The 25,440-nt window shown below is 73.5% G+C and carries 20 protein-coding genes; 15 read left to right on the top strand and 5 right to left on the bottom strand.

What is annotated here, in order from left to right; genetic code table 11:
• The first annotated feature begins 129 nt into the window (after positions 1 to 129).
• From WMF44_RS27375 to WMF44_RS27365, 3 genes are all read left to right on the top strand, one after another.
• Positions 130 to 1,053 (top strand): MYXO-CTERM sorting domain-containing protein, encoded by a 924-nt coding sequence (locus WMF44_RS27375; protein ID WP_437292982.1) that lies wholly within the window; start codon positions 130 to 132, stop codon positions 1,051 to 1,053.
• Positions 1,054 to 1,288: 235 nt separating this feature from the next.
• Entirely contained in the window at positions 1,289 to 2,758 is a 1,470-nt protein-coding gene (locus WMF44_RS27370) for an alpha-amylase family glycosyl hydrolase (protein ID WP_437292981.1), read from the top strand.
• 45 nt (positions 2,759 to 2,803) lie between these two features.
• Positions 2,804 to 3,652 (top strand): glutathione S-transferase family protein, encoded by an 849-nt coding sequence (locus tag WMF44_RS27365; RefSeq protein ID WP_437292980.1) that lies wholly within the window; start codon positions 2,804 to 2,806, stop codon positions 3,650 to 3,652.
• Positions 3,653 to 3,733: 81 nt separating this feature from the next.
• Here the strand turns inward: WMF44_RS27365 and WMF44_RS27360 are convergent, their stop codons facing one another.
• A complete protein-coding gene (locus WMF44_RS27360; RefSeq protein ID WP_437292979.1) occupies positions 3,734 to 4,774 on the bottom strand; it encodes a phosphatase domain-containing protein in 1,041 nt (346 codons plus the stop codon).
• 535 nt (positions 4,775 to 5,309) lie between these two features.
• Between WMF44_RS27360 and WMF44_RS27355 the strand changes: the two genes are divergently transcribed.
• On the top strand, positions 5,310 to 7,244 hold the full coding sequence (locus tag WMF44_RS27355; RefSeq protein WP_437301617.1) for a M2 family metallopeptidase: 1,935 nt from the start codon (positions 5,310 to 5,312) through the stop codon (positions 7,242 to 7,244).
• 27 nt (positions 7,245 to 7,271) lie between these two features.
• Positions 7,272 to 7,859 carry an RNA 2',3'-cyclic phosphodiesterase gene (gene thpR / locus WMF44_RS27350; protein ID WP_437292978.1) on the top strand — a complete coding sequence of 196 codons (588 nt, stop codon included), beginning with the start codon at positions 7,272 to 7,274 and terminating at the stop codon, positions 7,857 to 7,859.
• A 64-nt stretch (positions 7,860 to 7,923) separates the two neighbouring features.
• Here the strand turns inward: thpR and WMF44_RS27345 are convergent, their stop codons facing one another.
• A complete protein-coding gene (locus WMF44_RS27345) occupies positions 7,924 to 9,501 on the bottom strand; it encodes a sigma 54-interacting transcriptional regulator (RefSeq protein ID WP_437292977.1) in 1,578 nt (525 codons plus the stop codon).
• A gap of 340 nt (positions 9,502 to 9,841) precedes the next feature.
• Here WMF44_RS27345 and WMF44_RS27340 point away from each other — a divergent pair, with 340 nt between their 5' ends.
• Positions 9,842 to 10,300 (top strand): globin domain-containing protein, encoded by a 459-nt coding sequence (locus WMF44_RS27340; protein WP_437292976.1) that lies wholly within the window; start codon positions 9,842 to 9,844, stop codon positions 10,298 to 10,300.
• Between the two features lie 47 nt (positions 10,301 to 10,347).
• Here WMF44_RS27340 and WMF44_RS27335 read toward each other — a convergent pair whose 3' ends face one another.
• Positions 10,348 to 10,761 (bottom strand): secondary thiamine-phosphate synthase enzyme YjbQ, encoded by a 414-nt coding sequence (locus WMF44_RS27335; RefSeq protein ID WP_437292975.1) that lies wholly within the window; start codon positions 10,759 to 10,761, stop codon positions 10,348 to 10,350.
• Between the two features lie 64 nt (positions 10,762 to 10,825).
• The gene (gene pdxH, locus WMF44_RS27330; protein ID WP_437292974.1) at positions 10,826 to 11,446 is read right to left on the bottom strand and encodes a pyridoxamine 5'-phosphate oxidase; all 621 of its coding nucleotides are present in this window, start codon (positions 11,444 to 11,446) and stop codon (positions 10,826 to 10,828) included.
• 222 nt (positions 11,447 to 11,668) lie between these two features.
• Between pdxH and WMF44_RS27325 the strand changes: the two genes are divergently transcribed.
• The 9 genes from WMF44_RS27325 (at position 11,669) to WMF44_RS27285 (ending at position 24,683) form a co-directional block, all read left to right on the top strand.
• Positions 11,669 to 13,219, top strand: coding sequence for a protein kinase domain-containing protein (locus WMF44_RS27325; RefSeq protein WP_437292973.1), 1,551 nt, complete (start codon positions 11,669 to 11,671; stop codon positions 13,217 to 13,219).
• A 29-nt stretch (positions 13,220 to 13,248) separates the two neighbouring features.
• On the top strand, positions 13,249 to 14,406 hold the full coding sequence (locus WMF44_RS27320) for a hypothetical protein (RefSeq protein ID WP_437292972.1): 1,158 nt from the start codon (positions 13,249 to 13,251) through the stop codon (positions 14,404 to 14,406).
• Between the two features lie 910 nt (positions 14,407 to 15,316).
• A complete protein-coding gene (locus tag WMF44_RS27315) occupies positions 15,317 to 16,816 on the top strand; it encodes a PQQ-dependent sugar dehydrogenase (RefSeq protein WP_437292971.1) in 1,500 nt (499 codons plus the stop codon).
• 242 nt (positions 16,817 to 17,058) lie between these two features.
• Positions 17,059 to 17,250: a hypothetical protein gene (locus tag WMF44_RS27310; RefSeq protein ID WP_437292970.1), complete on the top strand. Its 192-nt coding sequence runs from the start codon at positions 17,059 to 17,061 to the stop codon at positions 17,248 to 17,250.
• A 41-nt stretch (positions 17,251 to 17,291) separates the two neighbouring features.
• On the top strand, positions 17,292 to 19,466 hold the full coding sequence (locus tag WMF44_RS27305; protein WP_437292969.1) for a hypothetical protein: 2,175 nt from the start codon (positions 17,292 to 17,294) through the stop codon (positions 19,464 to 19,466).
• Positions 19,467 to 19,645: 179 nt separating this feature from the next.
• Positions 19,646 to 21,154: an FAD-binding oxidoreductase gene (locus WMF44_RS27300; protein ID WP_437292968.1), complete on the top strand. Its 1,509-nt coding sequence runs from the start codon at positions 19,646 to 19,648 to the stop codon at positions 21,152 to 21,154.
• A 4-nt stretch (positions 21,155 to 21,158) separates the two neighbouring features.
• Positions 21,159 to 21,698: a crossover junction endodeoxyribonuclease RuvC gene (gene ruvC, locus WMF44_RS27295; RefSeq protein WP_437292967.1), complete on the top strand. Its 540-nt coding sequence runs from the start codon at positions 21,159 to 21,161 to the stop codon at positions 21,696 to 21,698.
• Positions 21,699 to 21,982: 284 nt separating this feature from the next.
• Positions 21,983 to 22,681, top strand: a complete 699-nt coding sequence (locus WMF44_RS27290; protein ID WP_437292966.1) for a LolA family protein — start codon at positions 21,983 to 21,985, stop codon at positions 22,679 to 22,681.
• Positions 22,682 to 23,150: 469 nt separating this feature from the next.
• Positions 23,151 to 24,683, top strand: a complete 1,533-nt coding sequence (locus tag WMF44_RS27285) for a PrsW family glutamic-type intramembrane protease (RefSeq protein ID WP_437292965.1) — start codon at positions 23,151 to 23,153, stop codon at positions 24,681 to 24,683.
• Positions 24,684 to 24,691: 8 nt separating this feature from the next.
• Here WMF44_RS27285 and WMF44_RS27280 read toward each other — a convergent pair whose 3' ends face one another.
• Entirely contained in the window at positions 24,692 to 25,273 is a 582-nt protein-coding gene (locus WMF44_RS27280; RefSeq protein ID WP_437292964.1) for a serine O-acetyltransferase, read from the bottom strand.
• Between the last annotated feature and the right edge of the window lie 167 nt (positions 25,274 to 25,440).

Raw genomic sequence — 25,440 nt, 5'->3', positions numbered from 1 at the left:
CCGGCGGTCGCCGCCTCGTCCACGCTGGCGGTGATCTTCTCGTCCACGCTGCCAGCCCTCTCGTCGTCCGCGCCGGACGCCCCATCGTCCGCGGCTCGTTTCCACGAAATCCCTGGTAGCGTGCCGCGTATGCGAACCGCCCGATCTCGAACCGGTCCCCTGTCTCAGCTCGGCGCGCGGCGTCCGCGCGCCGAGCGTCCTCACGCCCGCCCCGCCGCGACCCAGCCCGGCGCGGCGCGCCGCCTCTTCCTCGCCGCGCGCGTGGTCGCCGCCGCGCTCGCGCTGATCGGGGCGTGGCTGCCCGCGAGCGCCGCGCACGCGGCGGGCACCGTCACCATCGTCGACCGCTCGCCCAAGGAGGACAGCGGCCGATGGAAGCTGAAGATGACGATGAACTACGGAGGGATGCCCCACCTCGGGCACATCCCGATGCTGTTCTCGTTCACGCCGACGGTGCACTACGAGCGAGCGCTCACCGACAAGTCGCCCGAGACCCCGGTCCTCGTCCGCATCCCGCTCCAGAACCAGCAGTCGATCAACGAGAGCATGGACGTCGGCTTCTCCGACAGCAGCGGCAAGGTCTATGCGATCACCAAGTTCGACTTCGTCCTCCGGCGCGATCGGGGCTTCGAGGCCGGCGAGTACGAGCTCGTGATCAAGCGCGCGAGCGACGGCGTGCAGATGGGGCAGAAGCAGAAGATCACCCTGCAGGGCGAGAACCCCGTCATCGATCGCCGCGCGATCGTCTTCAGCGGCGAGAAGAAAAAGAAGGACGAGAAGACGGACAAGGCCGAGGCCGAGAAGAGCGACGAGCCCGCCAAGGAAGAGGCGCCCGAGGGCGCGCCCGAGGAGGGCGCCGCCGAGGCGGAGGCGCCCGTCGACGACGCGCCGCCGGCCGAGGCGCCGCCGCCGGTGGAGCCCAAGCAGGGCGGCTGCGGCTGCCGGCTCTCGCCCGACGAGGCCGCGACGCCCCTCGCCCTGCCGCTCGTCGCCCTCGGCGCGGCCGCCGCGCTCGCGCGAAGGCGCGGCGAGCGCCGCGCGCGCCGCGCCTGACGGCGCCCGCGCCGCGAGCGCCGCGCGCGCCGCGCCTGACGGCGCCCGCGCCGCGAGCGCCCGGGATCGAGCGAGGCCGCCTCTGTGCTGGACGTTGCGCGCGTGGCCTCGGCCGGCCGCGCCTGCAGCTCATCGTGATCCCGCTTGCAGGGACCACCCGAGCGCGCAGACAATCCCCGGCCGACGCCCGCTGTCCGCGACTCCCTCGCGGGCCCCGCCGTCCCCAATCCAATCGATGAGCTCCCTAGTCCCTGCCCACCAGCACCCCCTGCTGTACGCGATCTTCGTGCGTGTCTGGCTCCACGAGCTCTCGCGCGCCGCCAAGGCCAGGGTGACGCTCGCCAGCGTGCCCGACGCGGCGCTCGACCGGCTCGCCGCGCTCGGGGTCGACTACGTGCACCTGATGGGCGTCTGGTCGCTCGGCGAGGAGGGCCCGCGCCGCTCGCTCACGGATCCCGACCTGCGCGCCGAGTACGACCGCGTGCTGCCGGACTGGACCGAGGCCGACGTGGCCGGCTCCCCGTTCGCTGTCGCGCGCTACGAGGTGAACCCCGCGTTCGGCGGCGACGCCGGCCTCGCGGATCTGCGCCGGCGCCTCGCGGCGCGGGGCATCGGGGTCATCCTCGACTTCGTGCCCAACCACGTCGCGCGCGATCACCACTGGGTGGCGGAGAAGCCCGAGCTCTTCATCGCCGGCGACGACGGCGCCCCGCTCAGCGGGCGCGATCCCTACATCCCGCCGTGGCCCGACACGGCCCAGCTCGACTACCGCCTCGCGGCGACGCGCGCCGCGTCCGTCGAGGCGCTCCGCGGCGTCGCGTCGCGCTGCGACGGCGTCCGCTGCGACATGGCGATGCTGGTGCTCGACGACGTCTTCCGGCGCACGTGGTCCAAGCGCCCGCCGGCGGAGCGAAAGGCCGAGGCCGCCGGCGAGTTCTGGGCCGAGGCCATCGACGCCGTCCGCCGCGACCACCCGAGCTTCGTCTTCATCGCCGAGGCGTTCTGGGACCTCGAGTGGCGCCTGCAGATGCTCGGGTTCGACTACACGTTCGACAAGAGCCTTTACGATCGGCTGAGCCACGCCTCCGCGTCGTCGGTCCGCGGCCACCTCGCGGCGACGCCCGACTACCAGCGGCGGAGCGTCCGCTTCATCGAGCACCACGACGAGCCGCGCATCGCGGCCGTGCTCCCGCCGGATCGGCGCCGGGCCGCCGAGTTCATCGCGGCGACGGTGCCCGGGATGCGGTTCATCCACCACGGCCAGCTCGAGGGGCGGACGGTGCGCGCCTCGCTGCACCTCGCCCGCGCCCCCGAGGAGCCGGTCGATCAGGCCTGCCTCGCCTTCCACGAGCGGCTGCTCGCGGCCGTGCGCCGCCCCATCCTGCGCACCGGGAGCTTCGCCACGCTCACCGCGCGCGGGCCGGGCGCCGACGCGTTCGTCGCCTACCGGTGGGAGCCGCTCCCGGCCTGCGGCGCGCCCCGGAGCGCGGCGCCCCTCGTGGCCGTGATCAACTTCGCCCCGTCGCGCAGCGGGTGCCGCATCCCGCTCGACATCGCCGGCATCGCCGGCCGCAAGGTCCTGCTCGCCGACCTCATGACCGGCAACGAGCACCCGCGCGACGGCGACGAGCTCGTCGATCTGTCGCGCGGCCTCGGCGTCGAGCTCCCCGCGTACGGCATCCACCTCTTCGAGATCCGGCGCTGAGGCGCGCCTCGCGCCCGCGTCGCCCGGGGCCCTTGGAAATTCTTTATGCCTGATCCTGGCGCGCGCGCGCCCCTCCGCCTCATCACCATTCCCTGGAGCCACTTCTGCGAGAAGGCGCGGTGGGCGCTCGATCGCGCCGGCGCGCGGTACAGGGAGGACGCCTACCTCCCGCTCGCCCACGCGCTCCCTTCGCTGAGGGCCGGCGGGCGCCGCTCCGTCCCGGTGCTCGTCTCGCCGGCGGGCGTGCTCGGCGACTCGACCGACATCCTGCGCTACGCCGACACGCTCGTGCCGCCGGAGCGCGCGCTCTTCTTCCAGCTCCAGGGTGCCCGCGAGCCCGACGCGGCCCGCGCCGAGGTCGAGGCGCTCGAGCAGCGCTTCGACGTCGACCTCGGCCCCGCGATCCGCCGCGTCGCGTACTTTCACCTCCTGCCCGACGCGGAGGGCGCGTTCGCCTTCATGGGCGGATCGTTCCGCTCGCTCGATGGCGCTGGCGCGGCGCCGCCGTGGTGGTTCGGGCGGGGCACCTTCCGCGCTTACTACCCGGTCGCGCGGGCGGTCATGAAGCGCGTCATGCGCATCGACGCCGCCGCCGCCGAGCGCTCGCGAGGCAAGCTCCGCGCGGTCTTCGACGCGGTGAACGAACGCCTGCGCGATGGGCGCCCGTACCTCGTCGGAGACCGCTTTTCGGCCGCGGATCTCACCTTCGCCGCGCTCGCCGCGCCGCTGCTCGCGCCCGAGCACCACCCGTCGCCGCTGCCGCCGCCCTCCGAGCTGCCGTCCGAGCTCCGCGCGCTCGCCGAAGGGCTCCGCGGCGAGCCGGCCGGCGCCTTCGCCCTGCGCATGTACCGCGAGCACCGGCGCGCGAAACCTGAGCGAAGCGCCGGCGGGTGACGCTCGACGCCGCCCGGCCGCGTGCCGGCGCTCACGCGAGCGGCGCGCTCACGCGAGCGCGCGCTCACGCGAGCGGCGCGCTCACGCGAGCGCCGGCACGCCCGCGAGGAGATCCCGCGCCCCGGGCCCTGCCTTCAGCGGGTCGCGGTGCGCGCCGAAGTGCCGCGCGTGATCCCGGACCGCGCCGATCGCCGCCTCGGGGGAGAGGCCGTGCCGGGCGCGCAGCCACGCTGCCAGCACGACGCCCGCGCGGCCCGCGCCGGACGCGCAGTGCACGACGGCGGGCGCGCCGCTGGACTCGGCGCGCCTGAGCGCGTCGAGCGCGCGCTCCAGCGCGTCGGGCGAGGGGAGCGCGCCCCCGTCGAGCGGCACGTGCGTCACCCGGAGGAACTCGCGCTGGTAGCGGCCGAGGAGCGGGATCCGGTGGAGCGCCAGCTCTCCCTCGTCGAGCAGGCAGAGCACCTCGCGCATCCCGTGCCGCGCCATGAAGGCGAGCCACGCCTCGACGGGCGCGTCGCTCGGATCCGCGTGCGCCGCCGGGCTCGGCGGCGCGACGACGGACGAGCGGATCCCGGAAGCCGACCAGCTCGCCATCCCGAAGCCGGGCCGCTCCGCGCCGTGGACGATCCGGTCGAGCGGCGACGCGGGCGCGAAGTTGAAGGGCGCCGGCGTCGCCTGCTCGTGCGCGCTGCGGTAGAACAGCTCGAACTCCGCGACCGACACCTCGAGCTCGGGGTCGTCGATGGAGCCTGGCCGCACGCGCCGCACCTCGGCGATGGCCTCGGACGCCGATCTGCCCAGCGACACGAGGCGGCACGCCAGGACGACCCCGGTGCGCCCGACGCCGCCCTCCCCGTGAACGGCGATCGGCCGCGGCGCCCGGCCGAGGAACGCCACGGCGCGGAGGAGGTCCACGCCCGGGATGCGCGTGAAGTCGGCGAGCGGGCAATGCAGGTGGATGAGCGGGCCCACCGCCGCGGGCGGCGGCGCCCGACGCGAGAGCGACACCAGGCTGCGGAAGCCGAGCTCCGCGAGCTCCTCGACCGCCTGGGGCGCGTGGGGATAGGCCATGCCGGCGAGCTCGCCGGGGATCACGAACGAGAAATTTTCGAGCTCACTCATGGCCGTCGCTCGGTGCACAGGAGGTCGTGGCGCGCGCCTCGGGGTGGGGCATCCGTCTGCACCTCACCTCGAGATCGCAGCTCGTCGCAGCGCTTCGCCGCCTCGCGCTGCGAGGCGACCGGGAGCGGCTGCTCCGGGCCGTCGGGCGGCGGCCGCTCGTCCGTCCTGCGGGCGAGCGGGGCGCCGGGCGGGCGGCGGCGGCGAGGCCGAGGACCGCCGGGAGCGTGGGCCTGGGCGCAAGGGCATTCCTCATGGTGGGGGAGCATTGTAACGGCAGTTCACCGCCGCATGGCAGCCGTCACCGCGGGGTGGTTCGTCCAGGTCACGCCGACCCGTGCGAATCGCGGACGGTACGGGTGAATCGCGGACGGTGCGGGTGACTCGCGGAGGGTGCGGGTGAATCCGGAGGGGCGGCGCGGCGGGGTCGCGCCCCGACGATCACACGTCGCTCCTGGTTCCCTCGGCACGGTCCGGCGTGTATGAAGGGCCCGTGGTCCGCTTTGCCCTCGCCCGGACGGCCATCGCGCGTCCGCTGATGCTCGTCGCGCTCGGGCTGGGCGCGGCGTGCAGCGGCGCCGCTCCGCCGGCGGCGGCGACAGCGCCGCCGCGCCAGGGGGAGGAGGCGCCCGCGACCCCGGCGCCCGCGGAGGCCGCCCCCCCGCAGGCGGCGCCGCCCGGCCCGGCCGAGGCGGAGGCCTTCGTGGCCGCCGTCGACCGGGAGCTGCGCCGGCTGCGGATCCAGTCCGCGCGCGCGTCCTGGGTCAACCAGACCTACCTCACGGACGACACCGACGCGCTCGCCGCCTCCGCCGAGGAGGCGAGCATGGAGTACCTGAGCCGCACGATGAAGGCGGCGGCGCGCTTCGACGGGCTCGCGTTGCCCGCGGACGTCGCCCGCCAGCTTTCGCTCCTCAAGATCTCGACCTCCCTCCCGGCGCCGAGCGACCCGGCGGAGCGCGCCGAGCTCGCCGCGCTCTCGGTCGAGATGACGAGCCTGTACGGCAAGGGCAAGCACTGCCCGAAGGCCAGGCCAGGGCGGGCGGCGACCGCGGGCTTGGGCGCGGCGCGCGCCGCGCGCGCGGGCGCCGGGGCCGAGCCGAAGTGCCTCGCGCTCGACGAGCTCTCCAGCCTCCTGAAGACCAGCCGCGACTGGGACGAGCTGCTCGATGCATGGGCGGGCTGGCACGCGATCGCCCCGCCGCTCCGGCCGAAGTTCGAGCGTTACGTCGCCCTCGGCAACAAGGGGGCGGCGGAGCTCGGCCTCCCGGACGTCGGCGCGCTCTGGCGAGCCGGATACGACATGTCCCCCGACGCGTTCGAGGCCGAGACCGAGCGGCTCTGGGGCAAAGTGAAGCCGCTCTACGACGAGCTGCACTGCTATGTGCGCGCGAGGCTGCGCGCGATCCATGGCAAGGACAGGATCGGCGAGAAGGCCCCGATCCCGGCGCACCTCCTCGGCAACATGTGGGCGCAGGAGTGGTCGAACGTCTACGGGCTCATGGAGCCGTACAAGGGCCAGCCCTCGCTCGACGTGACGCGGAAGATCAAGGCGAAGAAGCTCGACGAGAAGCAGATGGTCGCGCTCGGCGAGCGGTTCTTCACCTCGCTCGGGTTCGACCCGCTGCCTGCGACCTTCTGGGAGCGATCGCTGCTCAAGAAGCCGGCCGACCGCGAGGTCGTCTGCCACGCGAACGCCTGGGACGTGGGCGACCGGGGCGATCTCCGCCTCAAGATGTGCGTCGAGCCGAGCGAGGAGGATCTCATCACGATCCACCACGAGCTCGGGCACGTCTACTACTTCCACCAGTACTACAAGCTCCCGATCCTGTTCCAGTCGGGCGCCAACGAGGGCTTCCACGAGGGGATCGGGGACACGCTGGCCCTCTCCGTGACGCCGCGCTACCTGAGGTCGCTGGGGCTGCTCGACAGGGTGTCCGAGGACGAGAAGGGGGTCATCAACTTCCTCTTCAAGAAGGCGCTCGACAAGATCGCGTTCCTCCCGTTCGGCAAGCTCATCGACCAGTGGCGGTGGGATGTCTTCTCGGGCAGGACGAAGCCGGCCGACTACAACGCGGCGTGGTGGGCGCTGCGGCTGAAGTACCAGGGCGTCGCGCCGCCGGTGCAGCGCAGCGAGGCCGATTTCGACCCGGGGGCGAAGTACCACGTTGCGGCGGGCGTCCCGTACATGCGCTACTTCCTCGCGCACATCTACCAGTTCCAGTTCCACCGCGCGCTGTGCAAGACGGCCGGGCACACGGGGCCGCTCCACGCGTGCTCGATCCACGGCAGCGCGGCCGCGGGCGAGAAGCTGCGCGCCATGCTCTCGCTCGGCGCGAGCCGCCCGTGGCAGGAGGCGATGCGGGCGGTGACGGGGGAGACCGCGGCCGATCCGGGCGCCATGCTGGAGTACTTCGAGCCGCTCCGGAGGTGGCTCAAGGAGCAGAACAAGGGTGAAGTCTGTGGGTGGTAATTGAGCGTGGGTGAGCGTAGGTGAGCTGTGCGCGTCTTCGTCGCCGTTGATCCGGGAGCCGAGCTCCTCGCCAAGGTCGGAGATCTCCTGCGGGAGATCTCGCCGCGGGCTCCGTCCGCCAAGTGGGTGGAGCCTGCTGGGCTGCATATCACGCTCGCCTTCATGGGCGAGATCGGAGAGGAGCGCCTGCCGCTCGTCATCGCTGCTGCCGGGAGCGTCGCCGCGTTCCACAGGCCGCTCACGTTGCGCATCGAGAAGGGCGGCGCGTTCGGAACGCGGCGTCGCCCGCGCGTGCTCTGGCTCGGCGTGGGCGGCGCTGTCGGCGCCCTCACCGCGATCCACCGCGACCTGGAGCAGACGCTCTCGATGTCGACGGGCTACGTCCCCGAGGACCGGCCGTTCGAGCCGCACCTCACGCTCGCCCGCTCGCGCGATCCGCGCGGCGATCCGGCGCTCGACGCCTGCGCTCAGGCGGTAGGCAACGTCGACTTCGGCGAGACGCGGGTCCAGGAGATCATCGTCTACCAGAGCGAGCTGACCCCGAAGGGGGCGCGCTACACGGCGCTCGCGCGCGTGCCGCTCGAGGGGATCGGCGCCCCCGAGCCGGCGCGCTGAGCGTCGTCCTCCGTGGAGGCGCTGCGCTCCGTCCTTCGAGAGGACGGCGTCTCGCTCGGGCTCCTCAGCGCTTGCGCGGCCCGGCCGGGGGGATGAGCCCGAGGCGCACCGCCTCCTTGTAGGCGAACGATCGGCTCAGCCCGAGCAGCCGTCCGGCCGTCGCCGCGTTGCCGCCCGCTGCCCGGAACGCTCGGGCGAACGCCTCGCGGCGGGCCCTCTCGAGCGCCTCTGCCAGGAGCTCCACGGGCTGCTCCAGCGGCGCGTCCGCGAGCCGCAGCCGCTCGCCGGGGAGCTCGATCCGCGGGGCGAGCGAGCGCTCCTGCGCGCCGCCGTCGATCGCGTCGAGATCCTCGCGCCGCACGACGAGCGCCCTGCCGGCCGCGCTCTTGCCGTCCGCGATCGTCCGGCGAAGCACGGCGCGCTCCACGGCGTTCTTCAGCTCGCGGACGTTGCCCGGCCACGCTCCCTGGGCGAGCGCGCCCAGCGCCGGCTCGGTGAAGCCGACCCCCGCCGCGCCGAGCTCGGCCGCGAGCCCTGCGGCGAAGCGCTCGCAGAGGGCGGGGATGTCCTCGCGCCGCTCGCGCAGGGGCGGCACGCAGATCGGGTAGACCCAGAGCCGGTGGAACAGATCGGCGCGAAAGCGCCCCTCGGCGACCTCCCGCCGGAGATCGCGGTTCGTGGCCGCGACGACCCGCGCGTCGACGCGGCGCGCCCGGTCCTCGCCCACGGGCTGGATCTCCCCCTCCTGCAGCGCGCGCAGGAGCTGCGCCTGCGCCGAGAGCGGGAGCTCGCCGATCTCGTCGAGGAAGATCGTCCCGCCGTGCGCCGCCTCGAACCTGCCGGCGCGCGCGGCCGTGGCGCCGGTGAACGCGCCTCTCCTGTGGCCGAAGAGCTCCGACTCGACCAGCTGCGCGGGGATCGCCGCGCAGTTGACGATCACGAGCGCCCGGCTCGCCCGGGGTGATCGCTCGTGCAGCGCGCGGGCGACGAGCTCTTTCCCCACGCCCGTCTCGCCCGTGACGAGCACCGGCACCGACAGCGGGGCGAGCACCGCGATCTCGCGCTCGATCCGCAGCATCCCGGCCGAGCGGCTCGCAGGCGCCGGGCCGATCGACGCCGAGCCGATCGCGCGGCGCGCCTCCGGGCCGGCGTCGAGCAGCACGGCGCCGGCGTCGAGCCGCAGCGCGCCGGCGCAGAGCCCCGCGAACACGCGCGCGTCCTCGTCGCGCAGGCCGCGGAGGCCGTGGGGATCGCAGGCGTCGAGCGTGAGCAGCCCGGCGAGGCGGCCCTGCACGTGCAGCGGCACGGCCATGCAGGCGTGGATCGGGTGGATCTCTCCCGGGCTGCCGAGCAGCCAGCCGCTGTAGGGGTCGGGCTCGCTCGGGTCGAGGAAGCGGATCGGGCCGGCCGCCTGCGTCGCCCTGCGGAGCCGCGGGTGCTCCGCGGGCCGGAAGCTCATCCCCAGGGCGGCCGGCGACAGCCCGATCTGCGCGGCGACGCCGACCGAGCCGTCCTCCGCCGCCGTGAGCACCGAGAGCGCGTCCGCCGCCGACACCCGCGCGAGCGCGCGCAGGATCCGCTGCAGCGCCTCGTCGCGGGCGGGCGCTTCGGACAGGCTGAGCACGGCGTCGAGCAGGGTCACGCGGGTTCCTCGAGGAGACGGAGGCGGCGGAGGTTTCCTGTCGGAGACTCCGGCAGGAAACACCGTGGGGTGCAGCGGAGCAAGGCGCGCGGCGGGGCGGCGCGCGGGTGGGCGCGCGGGTGGACGCCGCCGGCGCGGCCGCGCTCGGCAGCCGGCCGGGTTTCCTGCGGGAAACCGCCGCAGGTCGCCGGGCGCGCCGGCCCGGCGAGGATCGACGCGATCGGCGGAGAAACGCCCCTGGCACAGCCCGTGCGAACGCGTTCGGCCAGCGCGTGCCGACGGGCGAATCGATCGCCGAGGACGGCTAGCACGGGCACCTCGCCCGGCCTGGAGGTTTGTCATGGGATTGAATGTTGGCTTGCTGCGGGAGAGCTTCGAGCTCGTGATCGAGAGGGCGCCCAACCTCACGCACCGTTTCTACGGGATCCTGTTCTCTCGGTATCCGCAGGTGAAGCCGCTCTTCGGGCGCAATAGCCAGGAGCAGCAGGAGAAGATGCTCACGGAGGCGCTCGCCGCGGTCATCGACCGGCTGGAGGACGCGTCGTGGCTCGAGGAGAAGCTCATGGCGATGGGGGCGAAGCACGTCGACTACGGCGTCACGGACGCGATGTACCCCTGGGTCGCCGACGCGTTGATCTCCGCGATGGCCGAGGTCGCGGCCGCGGACTGGTCCCCGGCGCACAAGGAGGCCTGGACCGACGCGCTCGGCGCGATCGCCTCGCTCATGCAGCGCGGGGCGAGGGAGTACGGCGCCGCGAGGCCCCACGCGCCGCAACCCGCGGCGCCCGCGGGCGGCTAGGGAGACGAGCGCCCTCGACCCTGTCGCCAGCGCGCCGGCCGGCGGCGTCACTCTCCCATCGCCTTCACGACGACGCGCTTGCGCCGGCCGCCATCGAACTCCGCGTAGAAGATCTGCTGCCAGGGCCCGAGATCGAGCTTCCCCGCGGTGATGGGCACGATCACCTGGTGGTGCACGAGGATCGATTTGAGGTGGGCGTCGCCGTTGTCCTCGCCGGTCCTGTGGTGCTTGTAGTCGGGCCCCTCGGGGGCGAGCTGCTGGAGCCACGCCCAGATGTCCTCCCAGAGGCCCGGCTCGTGGTCGTTCACGAACACGCCGGCGGTGATGTGCATGGCGCTCACGAGGACCATGCCCTCCCGGATGCCGCTGGCGGTGACGACGGCCGCGACGCGCTCGGTGACGTTGATGAGCTCGCGCCTGGCCTTCGTCTCGAAGTAGAAATAGTCGGTCTTCGATTTCATGGCTTCTCCCCGGCGCGGGTCACGGGGCGTGACGGAGCGCGCCTGATCGACGATCGCGCCGCGCTCAGGGGTAGAGCCGCTCGACGCGCCAGCCGTCGCCGTGGCGGACGTACACGACGCGGTCGTGCAGGCGGTTCTCCTGGCCGTACCAGAACTCGACGCGCTCCGGCACCACCCGGTAGCCGCCCCAGAACTCCGGCCGAGGCACCGGCCGGCCCTCGAAGCGGCGCTCGATCTCGCGCACCCGATCGAGGAGCGCCTCGCGCGAGGGCAGCGGCGCGCTCTGCCGGGACGCCCAGGCGCCGATCTGGCTGCCCCGCCCGCGGGTCTCGAAGTAGGCGTCCGACTCCGCGTCGCTGACCCGCTCGATCCGCCCCTCGACGCGGATCTGCTCCGCGGCCTTCGCCCAGTGGATGCACAGCGCGGCGAACGGGTTCGCCGCGAGATCCATCGACTTGCGGCTCTCGTAGTTGGTGAAGAACACGAACCCGCGATCGTCGATGCCCTTCAGCAGCACCATCCGCGCCGAGGGGCGCCCGGACGCGTCCGCCGTGGCCAGCGTCATGGCGGTCGCGTCGGTCGGTTCGGTGGTTTGCCGCTGCTCGAGGAGCTCGCGCGCGAGGACGAACGGTTCGGTCGGCTCGGTGATCATGGTGAAGCGGTGCTCATGGTGAAATTGCGTCATGCATATACAAGCAGAGCGCGCCGCTGGCGAACCCGCGATGCGAGCAATGCGCGCAATCTCGGATGGCTGCGTGGCAGCGTGGCAGCGTGGCAGCGTGGCTGCGTGGCCGGGTGGCTATGGCGGCGCGGCGGTTTCCCTCGCCCCTCGCTGATTTCCGGGAAAGCTCGCGTTGTCGCGCCCGCGCCGTTTTGATACTAGCGGAGGGGCGGAGCGAGGGCGTGCATGGTCGTACCGGTGAGCGTGGGGGACGTCCTCGCGGAGAAATACGAGGTCGAGCGCGTCCTCGGTGAAGGCGGGATGGGCGTGGTCGTCGCCGCCCGCCATCTCCTGCTCGGCGAGCGGGTGGCCATCAAGTTCCTGCGGCCCCAGGCCCGCGAGCGCGCGGACCTCGTCGCCCGCTTCCTGCGCGAGGGGCAGGTCGCGGCGCGCATCCGGAGCGAGCACGTGACGCGCGTGTACGACGTCGGCACGCTCGCGCGCGGCGAGCCTTACCTCGTCATGGAGTACCTCGAGGGGACCGACCTGAAGGCCGTCCTGCGCGATCGCGGGCCGCTCCCGAGCGCGCTCGCCTGCGACTACCTGCTCCAGGCGTGCGACGCGCTCGCGGAGGCGCACGCGCTCGGCATCATCCATCGGGACCTGAAGCCGGGCAACCTGTTCCTGACCCAGCGGGCCGACGGCAGCCCGCTCATCAAGGTCATCGACTTCGGCATCTCCAAGATGGCCCTCGCGGCGGAGGCGACCGGGCCCAAGGCGCACGACATGACCGAGAGCTCGACGATGCTGGGCTCGCCGTTCTACATGGCGCCCGAGCAGATGGTCTCCTCGAAGAGCGTCGACGCGCGGGCCGACGTCTGGTCGATGGGCGCCATGCTCTATCAGCTGCTCACGGGCGCCGTCCCCTTCCGGGGCGACTCCGCGATGGCCATCTACGACCGCATCCTGGAGGGGCCGCCGCGGATCGACGCGCAGCGGCCCGACGTGCCCGAGCGCCTCGGCTGGGTGGTCCAGCGCTGCCTCCAGAAGAGCCCTGCCGATCGCTTCGGCAACATCGCCGAGCTCGCCGCCGAGCTCGCTCGGTTCGCGCCGCCGCACGCGCAGCACCTGGCCGATCGCGCCGCGCGGGTGCTGCAGATCCGCCTCGACGCGGGCGCCGAGGCGGGCCGCGCGCCCGGGCCGCCCCGGCGCTCGAGCTCCACGTCGCCTGGGCCCGCCGGCGGGACGCCGTCGTCCAGCGACCCGGATGGAAAGGGCGTGGCGGCCGGCTCCGCGTGGTCTGGCGCGCCCACGGCGCTCCTCTCGGACGGCGCGGCGACGGATCGCTCCTGGGGCGGCACGCGCGCCTCGTCGGGCCAGGGCGGCGGGGCGCGCACCCTGGGGATCGCGGCGGCCCTCACGGCCGCGCTCGTGGGCGCCGCGGGGCTCGCGTGGCTCGTGTGGTTCGCGCTCCGCGTCCCCGCGTCGGGTGGGGCGCCGCTCGCCGCGTCGGCGCCCTCGGAGGCGCCGCTGGCGCCGGAGGCACCCTCGCGCGACGCGGCGGTGCCCGCGGCCGATCTGGCGGCGGGCAAGGCGGCCGAGCTCCTCGACGGCGGCCCTGCGCCGCCGCCTGAAGCGCCCGTGTCCGAGGTCGCGACCGCGCGCCCGGCCGCGAGCGGGCCTGCGGCGCCGCGGCCGCCGGCGTCGTCGAAGGGCGCGCGGCCGTCGGGGCGGACCCCGCCGCCGACCCGCCCCACATCGACCGCGCCGCAAGACCTCTTTTCCGATCCGCGATGACATCCCGTGAGCCCAGGAGAGGTGCCGTCTTGCTTTGCCATCGTCGTCTCTCGAGCCCCTGTCCGGAGTCCGGCTGCCCTGCTGCGGTCTCCCGCGCCCCGCTTTCCGGGGCCGGCCGCCGTCGAGCGGTAGCGCTCCTGTCGGCGCTCGCTGCGCTCGCCTCGCTCGCGCCGGCCGCGCGCGCCGCCGAGCCGACCCGGGAGGAGCGCGCCGCCGCTGTCGCGCTGTTCGACGAGGGCCGCGCGCTGATGGCCGCGGGGAAGCACGCCGAGGCCTGTCCGAAGCTCGCCGAGAGCCATGCGATCGACCCCGGCGTCGGCACCCTCTTCAACCTCTCCGACTGCTACGAGCGCACCGGCAAGATCGCGACGGCGTGGATCGGCTTTCGCGACGTCGCGGCCGCCTCGCTCTCTGCCGGGCAGACGGAGCGCGAGCGGGTGGCGCGCGCCCGGGCCGCCGCGCTCGAGCCGCGGCTCTCCCGCCTGCAGATCGTGGTCCCGCCGGCGGCGTCGATCGCGGGGCTGGGCCTCACGCGGGACGGGGTCGCCGTGGGCAGGGCGCTCTGGGGGACGGCGGTGCCGCTCGACCCGGGTGAGCATCGGATCGCCGCCTCCGCGCCCGGGTACGAGCCCTGGGAGGTGAAGGTCGCGATCGACAAGCCGGGCGTGGTGACCGTCACGGTGCCGGCGCTCGAGCGCGCCACGGAGCCGGCCTCCGCCTCGGGATCGGGCGGCGCGTCGGCGCCGGCGGTCGCGCCGCCGCCTCCTGTCCGTCCGCCGGCGAGCGACCCGTCCTCGGCGCAGGGCGGGAGCATCCGCAAGCCGCTCGGCATCGTCGGGGTCGGGCTCGGCGTGGTCGGGCTCGGCGTCGGCACGGCGCTCGGCTTCATGGCGAAATCGACGTTCGACAAGGCCACCGAGGGCGGCCATTGCGACGAGGCGGGCCGCTGCGTCGATCAGACGGGCCTCGATCTGCGCGACGACGCGGTGGCGAAGGGCAACATCGGGACGGCGGTGTTCATCGCGGGCGCGGCCTTCGCCGTGGGCGGGGCGATCCTCTGGATCACCGCGCCGTCTGCGCCTGACGCCGCGGCGTCAGCGCGCGGCCGCGGGCCGACGGCCGACGCCCCCTGGAGCGCGCGCGTCGGCCTGGGCCCCGGGAGCGTGTGGATCGCGGGCACGCTCTGAGCGGAGCGCCACAGGAGCAGGAGCGGGCGTCGTCGCAGCGGGGGAGCTCGCGGGACGCCCCACGACGTCCGGCGTCGGGCCGGGTGAGCCGATTGGCACCGACGGCAGAGGAGAGCCGGAGTGAGCGAGGCGTCCGGAGATACCCGCGTTCAGCGCGGCGCCCCGATTGACACGGAGCCGCTCTCCGACATGGCGCCGTGCGGCGAGCTGACCGATGATGCCGAGTCGGCCGGCATCGATTGCGGTGCACGGGTGAAACACAGCACGTCTCTCCGCCGGGCTCGTCCGGCGCGGTGAGCCAGGCGCCGTCGCGCCATGGCGCGGCGCGGCTGGCCTGCTGGTGACGCCGCGCGCTGCCGGCGAGCGCCGGCGGCGCGGGCGTGGTGAGCGATGATCCGTCGCAGGCGATGATCAGAAGGGTCCTGGACGGGAATATAGCCCCGGCCCCGAGCGGACCTCGGGGACTCGCACGTACCGCTCTGTTTCAAATATCCATCTCGACGAGTGAGCAGCGCATCGATGGCCCACGTCCGCGTGCGCCAGGCGCATTTCATCTGAACGGCTGATCAAATCATGGGCAATGCTGCTCGACGCCGGTCGAGTGGCGCTGTTCTCCCATGGCTCGATTGCGGTGGCGACCAGGCGAGCGAGCCTGTCGAATGCCCTTGAGCCCACACGCCCTGGGGAGGCGCGCGCCGCCGGCGTCTCCGAGCTCGCATCGAGCAAACGTGCGCCGTCGGCCGGCCAGGCGAGCGCGTGTTGACGTCCTGCAGGCATGATCCGTCACCTGCTCACCCCCGGCTCCGATGTCCTGTTCTTTCGCCCGGCGATAGTTCATGAGTGCGCCACGGCGCCTGTCATGTATAGAATGCGTCTCATGACGAAACAGCGTTCAACCTTGGCTTTGTGGATGACCTTCGCGCTGGGTGGCGGCGCGTGTCTCGCGCTGGGCGCCGGTGCGTGCAGCGACGACGGGGCGACCAGCTCTGGCGACGCCGTGACGAGCGGGGGGAACCAGGGCTCCTCCGGTGGGCAGACGGGGACGGGGGCCGGCGCTGGCTCCGCCTCAAGCTCCGGCGCGGGCGCCGGCTCTGGTTCCGGCGCAGGCGCTGGTTCCGGCTCCGGCTCCGGCACCGGCGGCGGCAGCAGCACCACGTCGTCGTCCGGGACCACCACGGGAGAGGGCGGCTCCGGCGCCGGCGGCGGCGACCCGGTGGAGTGCAATGCCAGCGCGGCGCCCGACGTCGGGAAGCTGGCGCTCGCTCCCGTCGTCACCGGCGTGGACAGGCTGGTTTACGCGGCTCAGCCGAAGGGGTCGAGCGACTGGTATCTCGTGCTGCAGACCGGGCAGATCCGCGTGTTCTCCGGCGGCCAGCTCCGCAGCGGGGCCTTCCTCGACGTGAGCAATCAGATCACGCTCGGCTCCGGGCCCTTCGACGACGAGCGCGGGCTCATCAGCATGGCGTTCCCGCCCGACTACGCGACGAGCGGCAAGTTCTACATCATGATGACGGCGACCACGGGCACGAACATGAACCGTGACATGGTGGTCGAGTACAAGCGGTCCAGCGATCCTTACGTGGCGGATGCAAATTCGGCGAAGACGATCGTGCGGCTCGACGCGTCCGCGGTGAACCACAACGGCGGCCATATCGCGTTCGGGCCCGACGGCATGCTCTACGTCGGCACGGGCGACGGGGGCGGCTCCTGCAACAGCGACAAGCCTGGCGGGTCGCAGGACCCGGCGTCGCTGTTCGGCAAGATCCTGCGCCTCGATCCGAATGCTGCCGAGCCGTACGCCGCGGCCGGCAATCCCTTGGACGGCGCGGCCTCGCGGACCTGGCACTATGGTCTGCGCAACCCGTATACCTTCACCTTCGACCGGGGGACGGGCGACCTCTTCATCGGCGATGTCGGCCAGGATGGCTACGAGGAGGTCGACTACGTTCCTGCCGGCACCTCGGGGCTGAACTTCGGCTGGCCGAAGTGGGAAGGCACCCACGCGGATACCTGCCAGGGGCGCACCATGCGCGCGGGCGATACGCACACCCCGCCCATCGCCGACATGGATCGGCGGCAGAGCGCGACAGGGCCGTACCGCGACTACAAGTCGGTCGTCAGCGGGTTCGTGTACCGGGGCAGCCAGGTGCCGCAGCTCCGGGGCGTCTACCTGTTCGGCGACTACACCGGCGGGAAAATGGGCGCGCTCATGCAGTGCGGGGCGCAGACGTCGCCCATCACGATCATCAACAAGAACCCCGATCCGAACGCGCCGAACGCTCCGGCGTTCACGCGTCAGGGCAGCCTGCCGACCTTCAACGCGCTCACCGCGATCGTCGAGGACAACGACGGCGAGCAATACTTCGTCGCGAACCGCAACAGCCTGGTGAAGATCGTTCCCGGGACCTGACCAGGCCGCCCAGGGCGCGGGCGCCGGAATCTCGCGCCCGGCCCTGGATCCGGCGCGCGAGCTCCCGCACGGCTCCTGCACGTTCTTGCACGCGGGCGGCCACGCGCGCCCGCTGCCTCCTCCGCGCAGCCAACCCCGCGCAGCCGCCGTCGCGCCGCCTCCGATGGCGGCGGACGGCGCGCCCCCCTTCCGAGCGCCCAGCGGATGTGCTTCGCTTGCCCCGCTCGTTCAGGAGGAGTCCCATGAAGAATGTCTTGACAGTGCTTGTGGCGCTCGGCGCGATGTGTCTCTTCGGCTGCGAGGGCAAGCCCCAGGCGACGCCCGAGGCGAAGCCCGCGGCCACGACCGAGGCGGCGAAGCCCGCGCCCAAGGGCGAGCCCGAGAAGGCGGCGCCGGCCGAGACCGCGAAGCCGGCGAGCACCGGCGGCTGGTGATCGGCGCGGCGGCGCGGCCCGCTGCACCGCGGCGCGGGCGCATGGCCGCGGTCCGCCTCGCGCTTGCGCTCTCGCTCGGCCTGGCCGCCGTGGCGTGCGACGGCCGCCCTGCGCCCCCGGTCCACGGCGGTGCGCCCGATCCGGACCCGCTCGAGCCGCTGCGGCGCTTCGAGGCGGCGCGCCGCGCGGAGGCCGATTTCTCCCGCGCACCCGGCTCCGACCGGCTGTTCGGGCCCGACCCGATCGCGCTCCGCCCCGTGGATCCGCTGGGCCGCCCCGCCGCGCCGGGCGCGCCCGCGCTGCTCTCTCCGCTCCGCGGCCGCGACGCGCTCGTCCTGCTCGACGCGTCGCTTCGCGAGCTCTCCCGCGCCCCCGCGCCGGCCTCGCCGACAGGGGTCGCGGTCACGCCCACCGGCGAGGTCTTCGCGAGCGGCGAGGCGTCTCCCTCGCTCTTCCGCTACGCCGTCCGCGGTGCCTCGCTCGAGCCCGCGGGGCGCATCGAGCTCGCGGGCCTCCACGGCGTCCGCGACGTCGCCGCCGGCCCCGAGGGCCTCCTTTACGCGCTCGACGAGCGCGCCGGCACGCTCGTCACGCTGCGCCCTGGTCGCACCGGCGCGGACGGGCGCATCGAGGTCGAGCGCTGGGACGAGCCGATCGGCGCTGGCCCGTTCCGCGTCGTGCGCCTCCCGCATCACCTGATCGTCGATTGCCTCCTCGACCAGACGCTCGTCGTGCTCCCGGTCGGCGCCGACGGCCGCCCGCTCGCGGGCGGCGCGGCGCGCGTCCGCCACGACGGCCCGATCTGGAGCTTCGACGCGCTCGAGACGGGCGGCGCCGGGGGCGGGCTCCTTCTCGCGGCCGGCGGGGTCGAGGATCACCCGCTCGACCGGACCGGCGGCTCGTTCGGGTACATCGACTCATTCGTCTTCCTCTACCGCGTCGCCGCCGGCGCCCGGCCCGAGGTGACGCGGCTCTCGGCCGTCAACGTCTCGGAGCTCGGCGTGCTCACCCCGAAGGCCGTCGCGCTCTCGGCGATCCCTGGATCGAGCGGCGTGCGCGTGATCGCGACCGGCTATGGCGGCGATCGCCGGGCCGAGCTCCTCTTCCGCGCCACGGACGCCGGGCTCGCGAGCGCGCCGGAGGTCTCCACCCGCCCGCTTTCCCCCGGCGTGGCCGCCGTGGCCGCGCTCGGCGGCGGCGCCTTCGCCTATGCGAACCCGTTGCTCGACGCGTGGCTGCTCGACGCGGGCGACGGCGCGGTCGTGAAGCAGCCGGTCCTGGACGGCGGCGAGGACGCCCGCTCCGACGAGATCCGCCTCGGCGAGGCGCTCTTCTTCACCTCGCTGATGGCCCCGTGGAACAAGGCCGACGGCCCGCTCAGCCGGTTCACGTGCGAGACGTGCCACTTCGAGGGCTACGTCGACGGCCGCACGCACCACACGGGTCGAGGCGACGTGCGCGCCACGACCAAGCCGCTGCTCGGCCTGTTCAACAACCGCCCCCACTTCTCCCGCGCCCTCGATCCGGATCTCACCGCGGTGGCGGACAACGAGTTCCGCGTCGCCGGCGCGCTGAGCGGCCACGACCCATGGTTCTCGATCTCGAGCGAGGCCGCGCCGTGGCTCGCCGATCTCGGGCTCGCCGACGCCGGGCGCGCCGCGCGGCCGCCCGAGGCGCTCCGCCGCGCGCTCATGAGCTTCCTCATGGCGTTCTCGCACCGCGCGAACCCCGCCGTCCTCGGCCGGACGAGCTTCACCCCGCTCGAGCGCGGCGGCGCCCGGGTGTTCCGGGACCGCTGCGCCCGCTGCCACGCGCCGGTGCTCCGCAGCGACGACCCCGGCTCCGCGGCCCCGTTCGAGCGCTGGGAGGCGCTCGTGCTCGCGCCCGAGGGCCCGATCGTGTGGGGGAGGGCCGGCTACGAGAAGACCGGCGTCGTGCCGTACGTGCACGAGGACGGCGCGCGGGTACCGTCGCTCCGGCGGCTCTACAAGAAGCGGCCCTACTTCACGAACGGCTCCGCGAAGACGCTGCGCGATGTGCTCGAGCGGGCGCGCTTCGAGGACACGGGCGGCCGCGCCGCCGGCGATCACCGCAGCACGGCCGCTGCCGCTGCGCCGGGCGCCTTCTTCCACGACGGCGCGCCCGCGGGCGAGGGCCTCGTCGCGCTGGACGCCGGCGCGATCGAGGCGCTCCTCGCCTTCCTCGATCTGCTCTGATCGCGCGGCGCGCCCGCTCGCCCGCGGGCAGGCAGACCGCGGGCACGCCGCGCGGAGCGCGCGTGTCCGCGTGCGCCCCGCGTGCACCCCGCGTGCACCCGATTCCGGCTGCGGCCAGCCCTGAGCCCGCCCGCGCGGATCCCCCAGCATCGCCGCGCGATCCGCGGTAAATGGGGGAGATGCGACAGCACCCCACGTTCCCCCGCCCGTCGGCGTCGGCCATCGACAAGGCGCGCCGGCTCCTCGAGCGCGCGCTCGGCCCGTCGAAGGTCATCACGTCGGCCGACGGGTGCGCGGCCTACGCGGGCGACGAGTCCGATCAGCCGCCGGTGAGCCCGGATGCGGTCGTGCTCGCGTCCTCGGCCGCCGACATCGAGAAGGCGGTGCGGGCGGCGAGCGAGGCGGAGGTGCCGGTCGTGCCGCGCGCCGCTGGCAGCGGCAAGTCGGGCGGCGCGGTGCCGGTCGGGGGCGGGATCGTCATCGCCACGATCGGCATGAGCTCCATCAAGGAGATCAGCCGCGAGGAGCAGATCGCGGTCGTCGAGCCGGGCGTCATCCTCGCCGACCTGCACGCGGCGGTCGAGGCCGAGGGGCTCTTCTACCCGCCCGATCCGAACTCGCTCAAGATGTGCGCGCTCGGCGGCAACATCGCCGAGAACGCGGCCGGCCCGCGCGCCTTCAAGTACGGCGTCACGCGCGAGTACGTGCTCGGGCTCGACGCGATCCTCATCGACGGCACGCGCCTCCGCACCGGCCGGCGCACCGTGAAGGGCGTGACGGGGTACGACGTCACCGCGCTGCTCGTCGGCAGCGAGGGCACGCTGGCGATCACGACGGAGGCGACGCTCCGGCTCATCGCGAAGCCCCCGTCGGTCATGACGCTGCTCTGCCTGTTCCCGGACGTGCGCGCCAGCGGGCGCGCGGTGAGCGCCCTGGTCGCCGCCGGCGTCGTCCCGCGCTGCCTCGAGCTGCTCGATCGCCCCACGCTCGACGCGGTGCGCGCGCGCGGCGTCGGGGTCGACGAGCGCGCGGGCGCGATGCTGATCATCGAGGTCGACGGCGAGCCCGCGGACTGCGAGGTCCAGGCCGAGCGGGTGGGGGAGGTCTGCATGGATGCCGGGGCGCTCGACGTGCTCGTCGCGCAGGACGAGGCGCAGCGCGAGCGGCTCTGGGAGGCGCGCCGCCAGCTCTCGCCCACGACGCGCGCCATGGCGCGCTACAAGATCTCGGAGGACGTCGTGGTCCCGCGCGACAAGATCCCGGCGTTGCTCGACGAGGTCGCGGAGATCTCGGCGGCGACGGGCGTCCGCATGCTGACGTACGGCCACGCCGGGGACGGCAACCTCCACGTCAACCTGCTCTGGAACGACCCGGACCTCGTCCCCCAGGTGGAGACGGCGCTGTCGCGCCTGTTCCGCGCCGTGATCGGCATGCGCGGCACGCTGAGCGGCGAGCACGGCATCGGGACGTCGAAGGCGGACTTCCTCGCGCTCGAGCAGTCGCCGGAGCTCATCGCGATCGAGCGCAAGATCAAGGCGCTGTTCGACCCGAAGGGCCTGCTCAACCCGCACAAGATCTTCCCGCGGCGGACGCTCGAGGCGGCCGAGCGGGGCGATCGCGACGGGGGGGCCGAGCGCGCGCCGGGCTTCCCGGCCCACGTCGTGGCGCCCTCGCACGGGGCCTGCTGAGCCGATGCGGGTCCTCGGCATCGACCCCGGCTCGCGCCACCTCGGGTGGGGCCTGCTCGTGCGGCAGGGCACGCGCATCGAGCACGTCGCGCACGGCGTCATCGACATCGACACGAGCGGGACGTTCGCCGCCCGGCTCGTGGAGATCGACGACGAGCTCGGCAAGGTGATCGCGTCGCTCGCGCCCGACGCGGCCGCGGTGGAGAGCCTGTTCTTCGCCAAGGACGCGCAGAGCGCGGCGAAGCTCGGCCACGCGCGCGGGGTCGTGCTGCTGCGGCTGGCGCGCGCGGGCGTGCCGATCTCGGAGTATCCGCCGGCGCTGGTGAAGCGGACCATCGTCGGCCGGGGCGCGGCCGAGAAGGCGCAGGTCGCGCAGGTGATGACCGCGGTCCTGCGCCTCGCCGCGCCCCCGCGGCCGGACGCCGCCGACGCGCTGGCCATCGCGATGACCCACCTCAGCGCCGCTGGCTTCGCGGCCGCGCTGGCGGCGTCGGGCGCGCCCGTCCCGCGCCGCGCCCGGCCGCGACGGGCGCGCCTCGGGTGAGCGTGGGCCGACGCGGCTCCCTGGTTGCGCATGGGGACGCCGGGGAGGCGCCTCGGCTGACCGCTGACCGGGGGCCGGCGGGGGCGGTCCTGGCGCACATCCCGTGTGCTATGGAGCCTGCATCGGACGCTCCCGCGCCGCGTCCAACATGAAAATGTGCGGCGCGCCCCGGCTTCAGCGAGGGTGCGGCTGCCAGGGCACGGAACCGGCGGTGCATCGCCGGCGCCCCCGTCGCCGACGGGCGGGGGCGAGACGCCTCTGGACATCAAAGGAGATCGGGAAGGATGACGCGAACCTCACTCAACCGCCTCGCCGCCGCGTGCCTCATCGGGCTGACGGCGCCCCTCACGGTCGTGCTCGCGACGCTCGCGACCGCCGGCGAGTCCCAGGCCGCGGGTCCCACCGCCGAAGAGCTCGGCAGGCGCGTCCAGCAGTTCTACGACTCCACGAAGACCTTCAAGGCGAGCTTCACCCAGACCTACACGATCAAGGTCCAGGACGTGAAGAAGGTCTCCACCGGCAAGGTGACCTTCGAGAAGCCGGGCAAGATGAGCTGGATCTACGACGCGCCGAACGGAAACCGGGTCGTCTCCGACGGCGTCACGATCAAGGTCTACGAGAAGGACAACGAGCAGATGTTCGAGACCCCGGTGAAGGGCTCTCAGTATCCGGCGGCGCTCGCGTTCTTGATGGGCAAGGGGCAGCTCACGAAGGATTTCTCGCTGCGCCTGCTCGATCCTGCGCAGATGAAGTTCGAGGGCGGCTATGTCCTCGAGGGGACGCCGAAGGAGGCGACCCCTGCGTATCAGAAGATGCTCCTCTACGTGGACGCGCAGACCAACCAGGTCCGCCGCGTGCTGATCCTCGACGCGCAGGGCAACCGGAACCGGTTCGATTTCTCGTCGCCGGTCGTGAATCAGCCGGTCGGGAAGACCGAGTTCGATTTCACGCCTCCGCCGGGCACGCGCGTCGTCCGCCCCTGACGTTCTCCCGCCACGTTCCCGGCGCGGAGGAGCCGCTGCCGCGTTACCCCGCCGACCCCCGACAGCTCGTGGAACCCGTGGAAGCGGAGCGTCACAGCCTCCGCGCTCTTCGCCGGCAGCGCGCCGTGGCGAAGCTGCTGGGATATATGCCCGGCGCGTCCCCGCCGTGGTAGAAATATTCCGTGATACTTCGATCCCACGGGCGTGAGCGACAGCTCCGAGGCTGGCGTCGCCCGCCGCGGATCGTCACCGCTGCTTTCGGCTCCACGCGCGCGGCGGGGATTCGCCTCGGCTGAACGGTCACCCGCTGTCACGAGGCTTTCGCGAGAGCGCTCGATCCATGAACAATCCCCACGGACATCGTCCCGATTCCCCCGGCGTGCCGCAACAACCCCGGCCGGCGGAGCGCTTGAGCGAGCGCGCGCAGGGCCCTTCGGGGTATCCGGCGCAAGGTGCGGGGCAGAGCTCCATGGGGCAACCGCCGCATGGGCAGCAGGGCCACGGGCAGGCGCCGCAGGGGTACGCGCACGCGCAGCCAGCGCAGGGCTACGGGCAGGGGCACGCGTATCCGCAGGGGCCGCAGGGCTATGCGCACGGACCGCAGGGGCACGCGTATCCGCAGGGGCCGCAGGGCTATGCGCAAGGGCCGCAGGGCTATGCGCAAGGGCCGCAGGGGCACGCGTATTCGCAAGGGCCGCAGGGGCACGCGTATTCGCAAGGGCCGCAGGGGCACGCGTATTCGCAAGGGCCGCAGGGGCACGCGTATTCGCAGGGGCCGCAAGGGCACGCGTATTCGCAGGGGCCGCAGGGCTACGCGCGGGGGCCGCAGGGTCACGCGTATGCGCATCACCACGCGGGCTACCCGGCGGCCGCTCGGAGGTTCGACCCCGACCGGCGGCTGCGCATCGCCGGGCTGTGGCTGTGGGCCATCGGCCTCATCGCGGGCGCGGTCCTCAACGTGCTCTTCACGCTCCTCGGCGTCATCGAGTCCGGGGGGAGCATGCTGAGCGCCATGCTCGTCGGGGCGCTCTTCGCGTTCCCACCGCTCGTCCTCTACCTGTTCGTCCCGATGATCATCGATCGGTACGATCCCGAGCCGTGGTGGTGCCTGCTGATGGCGTTCCTCTGGGGCGCGCTCGCGGCGACCGGCTTCTCGATCCTGATCAACACGGGCGTCCACATCGGCGTCTCGAGCAACTTCGGCGAGCCGGCCGGCGAGCTCGTCAGCGCGTCGGTCAGCGCGCCGTTCGCAGAGGAGCTCTTCAAGGGGCTCGGCGTGTTCGGCTTCTTCTACTTCCTGCGCCGGGAGTTCGATGGGATCGTCGACGGCATCATCTACGCCACGTTCTGCGCGCTCGGCTTCGCCGCGGTGGAGAACGTGCTCTATTACGCGCGCGCCTCGATGCAGGGCAGCGACGTCCTCGCCGGCACGTTCGTCCTGCGGGGCGTCTTCACGCCCTGGCTCCACCCGCTGTTCACGTCGATGACCGGCATCGGCTTCGGGCTCGCCCGAGAGTCGTCGAAGACGTGGGTGCGCGCGGCGGCCCCGATCGGCGGCTACCTGCTCGGCGTCGCGCTGCACGCGGTGTGGAACTTCCTCCCCACCGCCCTGGGGCGCGCGATGGGGGACATCTTCATGCCGTGGCTCCTGCTCTGGTTGTGCTTCGTCGCGTCGTTCTTCGGGATCATCGTGGCGCTCGTGATCCGCAAGGGCTGGGTGATCCGGGATCATCTGCGCGACGAGGTCGCGCTCGGCATGCTCACCCAGGACGAGCTCGAGCTCGTCTGCTCGCCGATCGGCCGGCTCCGGTGCACCCTAGGCTGGCGCGGCGCCACAGGGCGGAGCTTCATCCGCGCCGGCGCGCGGCTCGCGCTCAGCAAGTGGCACACGGCGCGCGCGCTGCAGGGCCGGAACCGCACCCTGAGCGCCGATTTCATCGGCCCGCTCCGGCAAGAGATCGCAGAGCTCAGGCAAGAGCTCCTCGCCCGGGCGCCTCGATAGAGCGCCGGTCAGCTCTGCGAGCTGTTCGTCCCGTCCGCGGCCGGGCGCGCGGCGGGCTGGGCGGCGCGGTCCTCGCGCCGCTGCACGGGCTTCGCGGGGATGCCCACGACCGTGGTGTTCGGCGCGACATCGTGCACGACCACGGCATTGGCGCCGATCCTGGCGCCGTCACCGACCGTGACCCCGCCGACGATCTTCGCCCCCGCGCCGATGAAGAGGTCGCTCCCGAGCACCGGTGTCTGCCGCCGATCGGCGCCGATGGTCACCTGGTGCTCGATGAGCACGTTCGATCCGCCGCGGACGTTGCCATTGATGACAACGCCGTTCGAGTGGATGAGCACGAACCCGGGCCCGAAGTCCGCGCCGCGCCCGATCACGCAGCCGCCGGCCAGGTTGGTCGCCTTGTTGAGCACCATCTCGAGCACCGGCATCCGGTGGGCCCGCGCGGCCTGCGTGAACCTGTAGAGGACCATCGCCGCCGTGCCGTCGGTCGCCAGCGTCTTCAGGATGGTCGGCAGTGGATCGCTGCCGTAGCACCATGTGGCCTTCTGGCGCACGTCGGCCGCGATGAGTCGCAAAGTCCGCAGCATCCCGGCGAGACTAGCGCATCTCGCCCCGCCCGTGCGACCTTTCGCCGCGCGCCTGCGGGGCACCTCGTCTGTCTCGTCTCGTCTCGTCGCGCCGCGCCGCGCCGCGCCGCGCCCGCGTGACCTTTCGCCGTGCCTGCGCTCCCCTACCACATCCCGCCGTGCGTCCG

This window comes from Sorangium sp. So ce426, from assembly GCF_051475585.1.
GTDB lineage: Bacteria > Myxococcota_A > Polyangia > Polyangiales > Polyangiaceae > Sorangium > Sorangium cellulosum_B.
This window is presented reverse-complemented; position numbering and strand designations above follow the sequence as displayed.

Coding starts and splice junctions, on each gene's coding strand:
- WMF44_RS27335 (WP_437292975.1), bottom strand. CDS start 10,761: ATGAAATCGAAGACCGACTATTTCTACTTCGAGACGAAGGCCAGGCGC.
- WMF44_RS27365 (WP_437292980.1), top strand. CDS start 2,804: ATGCCTGATCCTGGCGCGCGCGCGCCCCTCCGCCTCATCACCATTCCC.
- WMF44_RS27310 (WP_437292970.1), top strand. CDS start 17,059: ATGAAGAATGTCTTGACAGTGCTTGTGGCGCTCGGCGCGATGTGTCTC.
- WMF44_RS27290 (WP_437292966.1), top strand. CDS start 21,983: ATGACGCGAACCTCACTCAACCGCCTCGCCGCCGCGTGCCTCATCGGG.
- WMF44_RS27325 (WP_437292973.1), top strand. CDS start 11,669: ATGGTCGTACCGGTGAGCGTGGGGGACGTCCTCGCGGAGAAATACGAG.
- WMF44_RS27375 (WP_437292982.1), top strand. CDS start 130: ATGCGAACCGCCCGATCTCGAACCGGTCCCCTGTCTCAGCTCGGCGCG.
- WMF44_RS27340 (WP_437292976.1), top strand. CDS start 9,842: ATGGGATTGAATGTTGGCTTGCTGCGGGAGAGCTTCGAGCTCGTGATC.
- WMF44_RS27355 (WP_437301617.1), top strand. CDS start 5,310: ATGCTCGTCGCGCTCGGGCTGGGCGCGGCGTGCAGCGGCGCCGCTCCG.
- WMF44_RS27300 (WP_437292968.1), top strand. CDS start 19,646: ATGCGACAGCACCCCACGTTCCCCCGCCCGTCGGCGTCGGCCATCGAC.
- WMF44_RS27370 (WP_437292981.1), top strand. CDS start 1,289: ATGAGCTCCCTAGTCCCTGCCCACCAGCACCCCCTGCTGTACGCGATC.
- WMF44_RS27285 (WP_437292965.1), top strand. CDS start 23,151: ATGGGGCAACCGCCGCATGGGCAGCAGGGCCACGGGCAGGCGCCGCAG.
- WMF44_RS27280 (WP_437292964.1), bottom strand. CDS start 25,273: ATGCTGCGGACTTTGCGACTCATCGCGGCCGACGTGCGCCAGAAGGCC.
- ruvC (WP_437292967.1), top strand. CDS start 21,159: ATGCGGGTCCTCGGCATCGACCCCGGCTCGCGCCACCTCGGGTGGGGC.
- WMF44_RS27360 (WP_437292979.1), bottom strand. CDS start 4,774: ATGAGTGAGCTCGAAAATTTCTCGTTCGTGATCCCCGGCGAGCTCGCC.
- WMF44_RS27315 (WP_437292971.1), top strand. CDS start 15,317: ATGACCTTCGCGCTGGGTGGCGGCGCGTGTCTCGCGCTGGGCGCCGGT.
- WMF44_RS27305 (WP_437292969.1), top strand. CDS start 17,292: ATGGCCGCGGTCCGCCTCGCGCTTGCGCTCTCGCTCGGCCTGGCCGCC.
- pdxH (WP_437292974.1), bottom strand. CDS start 11,446: ATGACGCAATTTCACCATGAGCACCGCTTCACCATGATCACCGAGCCG.